The organism is Chryseobacterium sp. JUb7, from assembly GCF_024806495.1.
GTDB lineage: Bacteria > Bacteroidota > Bacteroidia > Flavobacteriales > Weeksellaceae > Chryseobacterium.
The window spans coordinates 100,861-114,703 of the sequence record NZ_JANUFF010000006.1 but is presented as its reverse complement, the minus strand read 5'-3'; the positions used below and the strand labels follow the sequence as shown (position 1 = coordinate 114,703).

Here is a 13,843-nt window from a genome sequence, read left to right as displayed (position 1 = left end):
TTAAAGGTTAAATTGAATTCCGAAAGAGTATGTTCGGAGTGGTGGTAAAAAACCAGATGTCAATGCTTCAGGGTCTACGCCAAAAAATTTTGTCCAGGTCAAGAGGTTCTGGCCCTGAAAGTAAATTTTTACATTTTTGAATGTACCCTCAGTTAGTGGTAGCGTGTACGCAAGCTGAATGTTTTTTAAACGTATGAAGGAAGCATCAGAAACTGCGGCAGTACTAGTACGGAATAGGTTATGTATATTCGTGTTTAAGGTACTGTATGGCATGTAGTAACCTGTAGGGTTCTGTGGTGACCAAACGTCAAGTACTTGTGTAGGCTGATTGCTCATTGTTCCCGGAAGTGACATGATGGAGTTGTAATTCCAACCTTTCTTTTTAACAAATTGAAAGAGAATGGATAAATCCCAGTTTTTGTATCGGAAATTGTTGCTCCATCCACCGAAATATTTGATGCCAATATCGGCTACAACCTGTCGGTCCTCCGGGCTAGTAATTTTACCATCACCATTAAAATCCTTGAATCTATATTGACCGGTTGATGGGTCGATTCCCTCGAACTGATATAATTTTACAATATTTGTGGGCTGGCCAATAACATATTGATTTGCATAGGATGAGCCTGCCAGTCCGGGAAATGATAGCAGCTCGTTACTGGGGAAGCTTATGTTAAAACTTGATTCCCATTGCAGGTCTTTCTTTGCGATCGGGCGACCTGTAATTTCTATTTCCAGTCCTTTATTTTCTATAGTCGCGTTCAGATTTGCCATAACACTGGAAAATCCTGTCACTGCGGAAAGCTGATATCCAACCAACTGACTTGAAGAGCGGTTGCGATACAAGGCTGTACTGAGGCTTAATCTATTTTTAAAAAAGCCCAGTTCAACTGCGGCTTCCATTTTTTTCGTTATTTCCCAGCTGTAATCCGGATTGTAAAGACGGGAAGGAGATAGGCCAGTAATATTGTTGTAGATCAATGTTGATGAAGCAATATAATTTTTAAGAAACTGAAAATCACCGATATTGTCACTTCCAGCAGATCCGTAACTACCACGTAACTTACCTGTGCTCAACCATTCCAGATTTTTTAAAAGGTTTTCTTTCGAAAAATTCCAGGCTGCCCCTATGGCACCAAAATTTGCAAATCTATTATTGGGGCCAAAACGACTGCTACCGTCGCGTCTGCCTGTTAAATTCAGTATGTATTTATTTTTAAATTGATAGTTAAGCCTACCATAGATTGCTGCGTACTTGTACTCAATGTTGGAGTTTTCCAACATCATTATAGTTTTTGCAGCGGCTATATTACTGATGAACTGATTGCTTTCAAAACCAAAACCCAGCTCTTCTTCGGTATCTCTGACCATACTCTGAAAAGTTCCTCCGAAAAGAATCTGTAGATTATGTTTGCCCCAGCTTTTTGCCCAGTTTACCTGTGGTTCTATAATAAAGGAGAAAATGTTCTGTTTTTTCTGGCGTGCCTGTGAATTTGCACTCGAAAGGCCACTTCCAATGTTAGGATTATAGATGGTATTTGGCTGTAGGGCCAACTCATCGACCATCGTATAATTTAGTCCTGCGTTAACCTTAACTTTAAAGTCTTTAAAAAGCTTGTATTCTGAGTTTAAATTTGTTTGGAACAGCTTTGTGTCATTGTTATAGGATGCATTATAGGCTGCTAGCGGATTTGTAAATGTATTGTTAGCCCAGTTCAGACTACCATCAGGGGTGTAGAGCTGAGGTGATATAGGAGATAGTGTAAACGCTCTTGTTGTCAGATCACTATAAATAACATTATTTTTTTGTTGTGTGAACAAATTTGAAACATTGATCTGAAATCGGTTATCTTCTGAGCGATGTGATAGATTTGAGCTAAAATTATAAGAAGTGTATTTAAAATCCTGTCCATATACCGTTGTCTGTTCGTTATGACCTAAACTCACCAGAAAGCTTGTGGTTTTGCTTCCTCCATTTGCTGATAGCTGGGTATTATTGGTCGTAGCCTTTTTACCTATCAAAATTTTTTGCCAATTAATTCCATTCTGCTGATCCCACACACCATTTACATCATAGGCATTTGATGGGTAGGCAGTAATACCATCATTTTTATAGGCTGTACGGCGCATGTTTAGATATTCATCTTTATTGAGCAGGGTAAGATTGGATATAGCTTCGCTTATTCCATAATTGGTAGAAAAATTCAGGCTTACTTTGCCGGATTTACCTTTTTTTGTAGTGATCAGTATAACACCATTCGCTCCTCTTGAACCATAGATTGCTGTGGCATCGGCGTCCTTTAGTACTTCGATGCTTTCGATATCATTAGGATTGATTGTATTTAATGGGTTGATATTCCCTCCGGGTATGATTGTCGATGAGATCTGAGATTTCTGGGGACTTATTTCACTAAAGGGAACGCCATCCACAACATAGAGAGGGACGTTACCGTTTTGTTCTGTAAAAGTTCCTGTTCTTAAGCTGTTTTGTCCTCTGATCTGAATCTCAAATCCTGCGCCAGGTACACCACTATTCTGAATAATGTTGACCCCTGTCATACGTCCCTGAACAGTTGATAACACATTGGTAACAGGCTGGTTTTCTATTTCTTTTGCTGTTACCTTAGAAATACTACCAGTGCGTTCCTTGTCTCTCACTTTATAGTAACCAGCATTTAGGATAACTTCTTCAATGGTTTGAATTTTAGATGCTTCGCGTAAGGTATCTGCTTTTGCGATAGAGGGTTCAGACAATTCAATATTATCAGATGTTATCTTGTTCTTTTTTGGTCGAATAATAACACTATTATTATTTATTAAAGCTTCAACCGGTATATCTCTTAGTAGCTTGTTTAAACAATCAATTACAGGTTCGTTCTTACACTTTAGCGGTTGAACCGTATAATTTTTTAGGTCATCATTAGAGTAGTTATACGGTATGTTATTTTTGGTTAGAAATTTTTCAACTGCTTTTGTTGCAGGAGTTTTACCGATTTCAAAACTTACCCTCATTTGGGAGAGATTCTGTTGGGCATGTAGCCCGTGCCAGCCGAATAATAGAAATACAGCGGCACTGCATAAAATTTTCATATTTTTGCATGTATTTAAAAATTAATAATTCCGTTCAGTTTTATTAGTTGGATACAGGACCGACGGTTGCGCCCGTCGGTCTTCTCTATTAAGTCCAAGCTAACTTAGGGCAAATGTCTGGGATCATGTCCGCAGTAATCAAAGACCGGAGTTTACTCCTCCAGTTCAAAAGTATTAACATTGGCTTTTTTTATATTTAGGTTTAATTGTATAGAAATATTTTCCATTAGCTGATCTACCGTGGCATCCTTACTCAAAATAGATATTTTTGAAGAGGCCCGGTCCGCGGGAAATATGATTTTAATCCCATAAGTCCTTTCTATGATCTTTAAGGCATCCTGTAAATAGAAGTCGGTAAAAGCTAGCGTAGCGCTTATCTTTTTCTTTTTGAAATCGTCATGGACTGTTGGTGCTACAGTAGCAACTTGATTGGAGCCCATATTTGAAAATGTTTCTTTGGGCCGTATGATATAAGATTCTTTGGGTTTTGTAGAGTTGCTCACCTGAACCTTGCCCTCATAAAGATCCACGTTAAAAGTAGCGCCTGTTTGCACCACTTTAAATACAGTTCCTAAAACTTTAGCTTCGTAGGAACCAGCATGTACAATAAATGGATGCTCTTTTGATTTGCTGACCTCAAAGACTGCATTACCCTCAAGAAAAACATCCCTTGTATCAGAAGGAAAGGTTTTGTATACTGTTAATTTTGCACCTTTGGAAAGGGTAATATGAGAATTATCCGTTAAGGTTATTGCCAAATCATTATTCTTAGCGAAGTATATGTCAGGTAGCACATACATTCTGTAAGTTATAATAGTACCGATTAACAGCAGGATTGATGCTGCAATTGCAGATACAAAGCGGGTGATTTTTCTTTTTCTCTTTTTGGCTTCGTGGGCTCTTATCCGAGCGATAATAGCGAGCCAATCTTCTTCTGCCTCCTGGGGGGTGAGTGGTTCTATGTAAGGTTCATTATTGTTCATAGGAAAGGGTCTTTTATTACATTTAGGAACGAAATGAAAAAAGATCCCCTCAGGGAGTATTAATTTAACTCTTTTTAGCTGACTTTAACTTATTTTAAGAGTTTTTATGAAAATTTTGGAGAAAAATCAGTGCTTTAGAAATTTGTTTTTGCACAGTTTTTTTTGGCAAATTAAGCTGAGCGGCAATTTTTTGCTGACTGACACCCTCTAGTTTGTTCATTGTAAACATTTTCTTACTTGAAGCCGGAAGCAATTCAATGCTATCCTGCACCGCTTGCAGTTGTTGTTCTTTTTTGAGTTTGGAATCCAGCTGATCGACAGCATCGTCGGGTGTTTCAGGAATAGCATGATCATTTTCAAATACATGTTTTCGCTGTGTTTTGAAAAATTTTGAAATTTCCTGATTACAGGTCTTAAAAATTATATTTTCAGTATTCGCACCTCCCAGCGACTCCTTATATTCCCATAGGTGGAAAAACACATTTTGTGCGATATCACGAATATCATTTCTGTTCTTAACTTTTCCTTTGATGTAATGAAACACACGTTCCCGATATGTATTATATATGGATTTATACATATCCTCTACATCAATTATATGGTTAGAGAAGAAAGTCATTACAAAAGGTTTCGGGGGTCTCGCGTTACAAATTTAATTATATTTTATTGAATGAGTTAATTTTTGTGATAGATTTGCATTGAATCTTACAATTATTTGAATAATTTTATGTAAAATTGGAATTGCTCAATAATTGTCTAGATATGTGTAATTACATCCTTTGATGGTGAAATTAAATTTCGTTTAAAAAATATTTATATATTTACATCCTAAAATTTATCGAAAATAAAATAAAGCGTAAGCTGTCAACTGGTTAGAGAAAACTGCGAATCTTCTTTACAACCATTATTTGACAGACTTACGCCCGTGTACCATTATATGGGCATGGGCTAGGTCGTCTATATGGTTGTCGGGTTCTCGCAGTACCTCTCTAACATAGCGTCATAGTTCCATGCCTTTTGTATTTTACCCCTAAAAAGTACATGAGTGCAAATTCGTAATAACATCTATTATATTACGACAGGTTTTGGCGTTATCGCAGTTTAATTTTGTTTTTAAAGAATTAGAAATGAAGAGCTAAACAGAGGAAATTATTCAAAATTCCGTGAAAACACCTATGTTTTAGTTCACTTGCGTCCTAAACGTTTAAAAAGTGGCGGTGTTTGGATATAGCAAAGTTGCTATATTTAAATTGCAAAATTATAACACACCGCCATGATAAATTTAAATGTTTTTAGTCAGATTTTATCTCTTATCGACCGCGAATTATTCAAAGATTTGGTTTCAAAGCACAAAAGTGACAAACATCAGAAAGGGATCAACAGCTGGACGCATCTAGTCAGTATGCTTTTCTGTCATTTTTCCTCGGCAGATTCGGTTCGTGATATTAGTAACGGTCTACGCAGTACCACTGGTAATCTGAACCACTTAGGTGTAGTAAGAGCTCCAAGTAAGTCTAATATATCCTATATCAACACACACCGTACCCATGAACTTTTCAAAGATCTTTACTATTCTGTTTTGGATAGGCTTTGGCAAAAGGACACCCATTTTCGCAAAGATCTTGGTCAGCTAAAGCGTAAAGTATATCTGATGGATGCAAGCATCATCCCCTTATGTCTATCTGTATTTGACTGGGCTAAATTCAGGAGCACCAAAGGTGCCGTAAAGCTGCACACTGTCTTGGATTATGATGGCTGCCTACCTGTTTTTATGCAGATTACCGATGGAAAAGTACATGAGAGCCAGCGAGCCGGTAGTTACAGTTTTTCCAAGGGAAGCGTGGTGGTAGTGGACCGTGGCTACGTGGATTACAGCTGGCTTGGGGATTTGGACAGCAGGGGGTGTTACTTCGTTACCAGGAGTAAAGTTAATATGAAGTACAAGGTTATCAAGTCCTATCAGAGTGAAGCACTCATGGAAAAGGGGATCCTTAAGGATGAGCTCATTGAGCTATCCGGTGCTGCCTGCAATAAATACAACGGCAAGCCGCTACGCCTAGTCCACTTTTGGGACAGCACCACTGGCAATGAGTACCACTTTTTGACCAATAATACGAAGTGGAAGGCTTCTTTGGTGGCAAACATCTATAAACAACGCTGGCATATCGAAGTCTTCTTCAAGCATCTAAAGCAGCGCTTAAAAGTATCGACATTCATAGGGACTTCTGAAAATGCAGTGATGATCCAGATCTGGACTTCACTCATTGGCATATTACTGTTAAAATACTTACAAAAAAAGGCCAAATATGACTGGAACCTGTCCAATCTGGTCGCATTCATCAGAATGAATATCTTCGTGAAAATAAACATCTGGCAATGGATAGATGATCCCTTTCTCAGGCCGCCTATAAAAGGAAAAAAGGGACAGCTAAAGATCTTCGCAGATTGAAAAATAGGGGTCAATATCGAAATGATGAAAAAAGCTATGCTTGTACCACAGAAATCCAATCCTAAAATTTATTTAGGACACATATGGTTTTAGTTTTTATAAAATAAATATATTGCGAAACCAAAATCGACCTATAAGAACACATTAAAACCGATGAGACAAATTATTTTACTTTACTATTTTATAGTTGGATGTTATTGTTATGGCCAACGATTACCAAAACTTCCTGAAACTCCTCAGCAAGCTAATTTAAATAGTGTTCCGGTGATTCGGAATGAGACATCCAATTTGTCTTCTAGAGCGAATAATTACACAAATTTTGTAAATCCGCAGAAGAAAGTTAATTACCAGTCTGATCAAGAGCATCTGAATAAAGAAGTTGAACGTCAGATCGCAGAGATTCGTGCGGAAGCATTTTCAAGAAATTTTAAGCTATCTCCATTGTCAGACAAGAAAGGAACTAGCGCTTATTATAATGCATTTGAAAATCTTTCAAAACTTGATTCTGAAAGTTATTCAATTGCTGATGCAGTTTTTATAGTGGAAAATGCATACAATAACAATGATAAAAATTTCCAGTCAACATATCAGGGTCAAATCCAAAAAGCCACAAATATCATTCGTAAAGAAATAAAAAATAGGGGAATTGAAGATTCCGACAATGTTTCTAAAAATTTATCCATTTTCAAATACTTCGCGGAAGACAGTAAACTTAACGGAAAAGTAGTGCACAAAGCAATGAAGTATGATTTTGATGATTATATGGGCGCAAAGGATTACTCCAAAATGTTTGTTTCCAAGTTGATGAAAACCAATACAGGACAGTGTCATTCGATGCCCTTGTTATACCTTATTTTAGCTGAACAGATCGGTGCGGAAGCTTACTTGGTTATGTCACCCAATCACTCTTATATCCGGTTTAAAGATGCTGATGGCGAAATGTTAAGTGTTGAGCTTACCAATGGGATGTTTTCTGCAAATTCATTTGTTCTTAATTCGGGGTATATTAAAGCAGAAGCACTAAAGAACAAACTATATATGCAGAATCTAACTAAGCGTGAGATCTTATCACAGACTTATGTGGATCTTGCCAGCGGATATATCCACAAATATGGTTATGATGAATTTGTCTCCAAAGTTCTCGATAAAGCATTAATACTCAATCCAAATAATATAAATGCAATCTTATGGAAGAGTAACACGGATCAAGTACGCTTTATGCAGGCTTGTAGTAGGTTTGGGATTGATCCTCAAATTAAAGAGCAGCTTCAAAATATCCGTAATTATCCACCACTGGAAAATCAATTTCGCCAAATAAATATAGGCTTTGATTATATTGATCAATCAGGCTTTACCCAGATGCCGCTTGATCAGTACGAAAAATGGCTTGGATCATTAAAGAGTACAGAAAACCAGCAAAAAAGTAATGAAATCGCTGAAAGGATTAAGATCCTAAATGCACAAAAGCAAAAAGAAGCCAATAAAAAGCCAAAACCAATCACACCGAAAAAAGAATCCCCAAAGATCTACAAGATTCCAAAGGAATTTTTATAAAAAAAAATCAAAAGACAAATAAATTATGAGAAAGATTTTATTTTTTGTTTTCCTATTCCTTGTCTGCTCTTCGCAAGCGCAGGTAAATCAAAAGAAAAAGAACACAAAACAAAAGGAATGGGGAAATCCCGTTAAACTGACCAAGGAAGAGCGATCTCGCCCCTATATGACTGAGGTACTAAAAACTAGAGATAGTCTGAGCCCTCAGGAAGCTGAAAGAAGAAGAAAGAACATTGAAGCCGGAAATCCCTTTAAGAAATATGGCTATTATCCCAAGGTTGCGACGTTAAGCAAGGGAAAATACCTTGAATTTCACGATCAGGATAGCGTGGTTACTATTGGATCGGTGCGATTTAATGTAAAAAAGGGCGAAGTTGTCGATTTTTTAGAAGTGAATCTTGATGATCCAGATGCTCAACCGATCGGAGACACACATGGTCGCTGGATCAGTCCCGATCCCCTAAGTGAGGAATTTAGTAGTTGGAGTCCCTACAACATGTCTTTTAATAATCCACTAAAGTTTATTGATCCTGATGGTAGAGCTCCAGAAGAGGTTAATGGATGCTGCTGGTGGCTTCGGCTAATGCCTTTATTTGAGGAGTCCTCAATTAAACCAACTGTTATTGAAACGCTTACAAAAACAGGAGAAGTAGGAACTAAAGCAGCAGAAAATTCAGCTCGACAGGAACGTTTTAATTTTGGTCGATATGTTGAGAAAAAGGAGCTTGCTGAAATGGGGAAGGATAAAAATACGCAAACTTATGAATTTACAGATCCAAAAACAGGGAAAACAGGGCGTACCATTCCAGATGCAATGACAGATGAAGGTGGAACAATTGAAATTAAGCATGTAGTAAAACAGTCTTTCACTAAACAACTCAGGGGTCAACAACAAATTTCTAAAGGCAACGGTCAGGAGGCAATATTACATTTAAATAAGTCAGCAGAAATTACTAAACCTTTAGAAAATTCTGGTATTAAAATACAAAGATATGTTGCACCTCCAAAACCAAAAATAGATAATATGAAAGTTACTCCTGCTCCAGCGCCAAAGCTTATGCCTGTACCAAAACCTAAAGATCCTTGTAACGGTGTTCCTGGTTGTGCATAGTGTTAAATTTATTATATTTAATGATGACTAATATTGAAATATTGCTTGACGCTATTAAAGAGCAAGCAGAAAAATTTTTACTTGAAAATGGTGAATTTGCTCCATATGCTACTTATGTTAGAGCAAATGGCAAACTGACTTATATTTCCGCTTACTCAGAATCAACCGATTCAAAAGAAATGTATGATGTTTTATTGGCCGGAGCGTATGAAGATCTTAAAGATGAAGATGTTCGGGTTTATGCTATAGCTATGGATGGTAAGTATCAAGGAAAAGATGTATTAGTAACAGAGTTTATCCTATCACCAGAAGACAGATATCAGCAACTATATCCGTATAAAATAGAGAATAAGAAAGTAATATTTGGTGAGAATTTATTCAAAAAATCATGACAAATAATCCATATTTGACTTTTAAAAACGATGAATTTGCGAAATCTGAAATTTTAGCTAAAGAGCTAAATATTTCTGAAAGTGATTTTATTAAAATTCAAAATTGGTTTTACTTATTGCTCTTGAAACATGAGCAAGCGATTCATGATATGGAGGAGCAGGTAAAAACAGAAAAAGAATTGGAAGCAAAATTCAACCAACTTATTTCATCTGAAATCGAAAGGAAATGTTACAAATACATCCTTCCTAAGTTGTTGCATTACAACAATGTATTCAATGATGCTTTTTTGAGGTCATTATATGTTGTAAGATTAGGTGCATTACTCAGAGATAATTTGATAGGCAAATTTGTAAAGGACAAGATGATTGTATATTCACCAGAAGATTTTTTTCATATTACTGTTTATCTTAGAGATAACTATTTCGTTTCGCCCAACAGTAATTTCATAGAAGACATTCTAAAAATAGAACATGTTCGTGGAATTTTTAAACAGGCTACTAACGAAGTTAAGTTTTCAACTTTGAAAAATATATTGCACATTATTCAGCAAAAGACCTTTCACCATGATATTATCTGTTTTAAAAAGATTTTAAAATTGGTTTCGCCTAAGGATGTCGCATTAATTGATTATTTGAAAAAATTTCAAGTGGAAAATCAGCAGGGCTGTTATAAAATCTTGAATGGCATTTTTAATTTAGAAATTGCTGAAGACGATTGGGATGATTTTGACATTAAAGTTCAGCTTATTAATTTCTTTGATACTGGGCGTGGTGCTAATCCATCCGCAGGTTGGAAAAAGAAATTTCAGGAGCTTTCAGGAACTATTGATAGTAAAAAGCTTTTACTAACCGCCAATACAGTTTTGAAAAATGACAATTGCAAAAACTTTGAGTTTGATTATGGGGCGCAATGGGGGGATGATACAGCAAAACGATTTTTGAAATCGGCACAGTGGATAAGAGCTATTTTGTGATGAATAATCCTCGATAAATTGATCTGCATTGTATAACCCAAAATGCGATGTGTAAAGTTATAAATTAAAAGATGTCTGCTCGACTATAATAATATAACCCTAAAACAACGGTGACATTCACCTGTGAAACATGAATAAAAGTTTTCAGTTAGAGGTAAATCAAGAATATCTCTATTTATTATATAAAGCAAAAAACACAATCTGGTATTTCAACGAGCTAGTTAAAAGTGGTTATACTGGTTATTCTGCGATCAAATTTCAGAATGAGAATGGCATTTTTGTTTGGTTAGAAAATATTAGGATTGAAGATAGTTATTACTGTGGAGTTTTGTCAGAAAATAATGAGCCGAAAAAAGTCCCTTTAAATACAGCTATAGACTGGATGATTATTGAGGAGCAAAGAATGCTTGGAGGCTACTCTATAAGACATTATTGGAATACGCTGGGAGAAGAGGAAAAACTCAATTTTGAAATAGAATGTGGATTTCGAATTGACGAGGGTAATGATTTTTTCAGACCAGATCGTTCTACGCCTGAAGGTGCAATTTTAAGTATTGAGGAGTTTTATGGTCACAAAGATCTTGATGGAATTATTTCCTGTAAAGATTTCAGGAAGGAAGCTGAGAATATTATGATAGAACATTCTGTAGAAATTACTGAGAAGACCCATGAAATGATAACATCAGCCTTGAAAGTATCATTTTTTGAAGAGTTAGAGTTAAATGGGTTTCCAAAATTTGAAGGTTTAGACAGGGTTTTCACCATTGAATATCAAAGAGAAGATCAGCAATTAATAGAGGAGAAGGTTATTTACAGTGACGGTACAGTTACTATAAATAGACTGTGGGTATGGTATTCTGGCAAAGATGGCTGGAAAGTATTGAACCTTGTTGAATGAAATTAATTATGAAATGCGAATAGAGATGAAATTAGAAGATATTATTAAAGCAATCAGACGCAATTCACTAGCTACCTTGTTAGGCGATCAGTATATAGACCTGGATTTTGACAAGATTATAATTTTTGCAGAACATTCTGTTAGTACAGATACAGAATATCGGTTTTTTAAGTCAAAAAGAGGTATGGGCGAATTGCTAAAAGCGGATAATATTAGTTATGAACGTCTGTGCTCGTTGAAGGAATTAAGCCGACTAATAGATTTGTTCCTTGCGAAATATGATAAAAAAACCGATGATGTATTGGTGATCGAAATCATTGATCATCTTGATAACAATAAAATCTAATACTCTTTATGATTAAGAGTTCCAAATTATGAAATACTTTATTATTACCCTTGTTCTTTCAATAACCAATTTTGCCAAAGCACAACAAAATAAGTTTTACGATGATGCTTTTCAGACGATAAATAATATGTTGGCTGATAAACAGGCTTATAGTTTTAAAACTGCTGTGCTAAGTGTTGAAGATGCTTATTATCAAGGTAAGCTGGATACAGTCGAAGTAAACCGGAAAATAAAATTCATGGCCAACTTTGCAAAAAAAATTATAGAAAGTAGAGACTTGACCTATGACGGAAACGATAAAGTAGCTGTGAGTAAATATGCCGCTATATTTTCAATTATCTGCCAAGAAACACCGATTGTTATAAATAAGGATACGCTTCATTATAAACCCTTTTCTTATGATTTTAATGACGTTTTTGGTCATAAAGAGCTAACAAACCTTTTTGTTTCCAAACTGGTCAATACGCAGAAAGGTAACTGTAATTCTCTACCTTACCTATATAAAATACTTGCAGAAGAGATTGGTGCTGATGCGAGTTTGGCGCTAGCTCCAAACCACATCTATATTAAGCATAATATAAAGTCAATAGGTTGGTACAATACGGAATTGACGAGTGGTGTTTTCCCACAGGATGCATGGCTTATGGCGTCGGGATTTATACACTTGGATGCGATACAGAACGGTGTTTATATGAAGGCTTTAACTGATCATGAAAGTCTTGCCCTATGTTTGGTGGATCTTGCCAATGGCTACAAGAGATCTTTTCCCGAAAATGATGGAAGCTTCGCCCTGAAATGTGCTGAAAGAGCTTTGCAGGTTTATCCTTATTTAGTGACCGCATTGATTTTAAAAGCTGAAACGCATAAGGAGCAATATCAAAAACTAGTTGCTACTGAACCAAAAGCAAAAGAATTGCTTTCTTTGTTGAATAAAGAATATAAGCATATTCATGAAATAGGTTATCGAAATATGCCTGAAGGAATGTATTTGGAATGGTTGGTTTCTTTAAAAACTGAACGAAAAAAATATGAAGACACGAGGTTGTCCCGTTAGTTCGGTTTAGTTTTTAAGTGTACTCAAATAAATTTCCCTTTAACAAAAGATATTATAGTTTTATAGCAGTCCAGAATTATTAAATTATGCCAAAAATTATGAACTTTAAATCATAGTTAGGACATATAAATAATTTAAATTATGACGAATGAATATAGAGATGCTGTAAGAAACCATTATTTGATGCTCAAAGAACAAGGGATAATTTCAAATAATATGCTGTACTTATCTCCAGCGAAGGTTAGAAATGAGTGTATTATGAGCTACATGGAAATTTCGAACCATTACGATATGCGTACACTCAAAAATTTCATGGATAAGTCGATGAAGGACGAGGTTTCGCTTTTGGAAGTTAAAATGATTAATCCGGCAAAATTTAAGCCTTTAATTTACTTTCTGAAAAAGGACAAGAATACTTCTGAACTAGCTATAGAAATGGCTGCCTGGCTTTTGAATTTTACACCACGTCCATATAGCTATTTTGCGTATTTAAAGCATAAGGAAACTGGAAAACCGATCAATCCATATCTGGAACAACATGGTGTATCCGATTCGATGTTATCTGTTCAAGTGAAAGCTCCTGAAACCTTTCATGAGCCAACTCCGCCGCAAAGTCATACATTGGAGATTGTGAGAAATGAATTAATGAACGGGAATGCAGTCGAAGGAGATTCTCACTATGCTGAAACTCCAGTCATGATAGAATATCCTTCTGGCGTTAGGGTCATAGTTAAAAGTTCTGATATTTCTTTTATATCAAAGCTGATAAAAATATAGATCTAATTAAATTTCAAAGAATTACGGTAAACCGTAAAATCTCTGTGTTTTGTTTATTATTTTTGGTACAATGACGAAAGAAATAACGCTAGGATCGCTCCCAGAAAATAAAAAGTTTATTTTTGGGGGTGTAGAATTCACTAAAAAATTCAATACGGATAGGGAAGACGAGTTTACGATCTGCCACATTGGGGATACTGAATTTGCAGTTTATA

12 protein-coding genes are annotated in these 13,843 nt (G+C 35.9%); 9 read left to right on the top strand and 3 right to left on the bottom strand.

The window, feature by feature from the left end; genetic code table 11:
• From M2373_RS12835 to M2373_RS12825, 3 genes are all read right to left on the bottom strand, one after another.
• Complete coding sequence (locus tag M2373_RS12835; RefSeq protein ID WP_259111312.1) at window positions 1–3,090, bottom strand: SusC/RagA family TonB-linked outer membrane protein; 3,090 nt, start codon at window positions 3,088–3,090, stop codon at window positions 1–3.
• Between the two features lie 152 nt (window positions 3,091–3,242).
• A complete protein-coding gene (locus M2373_RS12830; RefSeq protein ID WP_129058465.1) occupies window positions 3,243–4,073 on the bottom strand; it encodes a FecR family protein in 831 nt (276 codons plus the stop codon).
• A gap of 94 nt (window positions 4,074–4,167) precedes the next feature.
• Window positions 4,168–4,692, bottom strand: a complete 525-nt coding sequence (locus M2373_RS12825; RefSeq protein ID WP_259111308.1) for an RNA polymerase sigma factor — start codon at window positions 4,690–4,692, stop codon at window positions 4,168–4,170.
• 654 nt (window positions 4,693–5,346) lie between these two features.
• Here M2373_RS12825 and M2373_RS12820 point away from each other — a divergent pair.
• From M2373_RS12820 to M2373_RS12780, 9 genes are all read left to right on the top strand, one after another.
• Window positions 5,347–6,522, top strand: a complete 1,176-nt coding sequence (locus tag M2373_RS12820) for an IS4 family transposase (RefSeq protein ID WP_103290968.1) — start codon at window positions 5,347–5,349, stop codon at window positions 6,520–6,522.
• A gap of 153 nt (window positions 6,523–6,675) precedes the next feature.
• A complete protein-coding gene (locus tag M2373_RS12815) occupies window positions 6,676–8,076 on the top strand; it encodes a transglutaminase family protein (RefSeq protein ID WP_259111303.1) in 1,401 nt (466 codons plus the stop codon).
• A gap of 25 nt (window positions 8,077–8,101) precedes the next feature.
• Window positions 8,102–9,187: a putative toxin gene (locus tag M2373_RS12810; RefSeq protein WP_129058462.1), complete on the top strand. Its 1,086-nt coding sequence runs from the start codon at window positions 8,102–8,104 to the stop codon at window positions 9,185–9,187.
• A 20-nt stretch (window positions 9,188–9,207) separates the two neighbouring features.
• Entirely contained in the window at window positions 9,208–9,579 is a 372-nt protein-coding gene (locus tag M2373_RS12805; protein WP_228453198.1) for a hypothetical protein, read from the top strand.
• A complete protein-coding gene (locus M2373_RS12800) occupies window positions 9,576–10,553 on the top strand; it encodes a hypothetical protein (protein ID WP_123871804.1) in 978 nt (325 codons plus the stop codon). The genes M2373_RS12805 and M2373_RS12800 overlap by 4 nt, the downstream gene beginning before the upstream one ends.
• A 130-nt stretch (window positions 10,554–10,683) precedes the next feature.
• The gene (locus M2373_RS12795; protein WP_259111295.1) at window positions 10,684–11,451 is read left to right on the top strand and encodes a DUF2314 domain-containing protein; all 768 of its coding nucleotides are present in this window, start codon (window positions 10,684–10,686) and stop codon (window positions 11,449–11,451) included.
• A gap of 13 nt (window positions 11,452–11,464) precedes the next feature.
• Window positions 11,465–11,797 (top strand): hypothetical protein, encoded by a 333-nt coding sequence (locus M2373_RS12790; protein WP_259111293.1) that lies wholly within the window; start codon window positions 11,465–11,467, stop codon window positions 11,795–11,797.
• Window positions 11,798–11,825: 28 nt separating this feature from the next.
• Window positions 11,826–12,851, top strand: coding sequence for a hypothetical protein (locus M2373_RS12785; RefSeq protein WP_259111291.1), 1,026 nt, complete (start codon window positions 11,826–11,828; stop codon window positions 12,849–12,851).
• Between the two features lie 141 nt (window positions 12,852–12,992).
• On the top strand, window positions 12,993–13,628 hold the full coding sequence (locus tag M2373_RS12780; RefSeq protein ID WP_259111289.1) for a hypothetical protein: 636 nt from the start codon (window positions 12,993–12,995) through the stop codon (window positions 13,626–13,628).
• Window positions 13,629–13,843 lie beyond the last annotated feature (215 nt).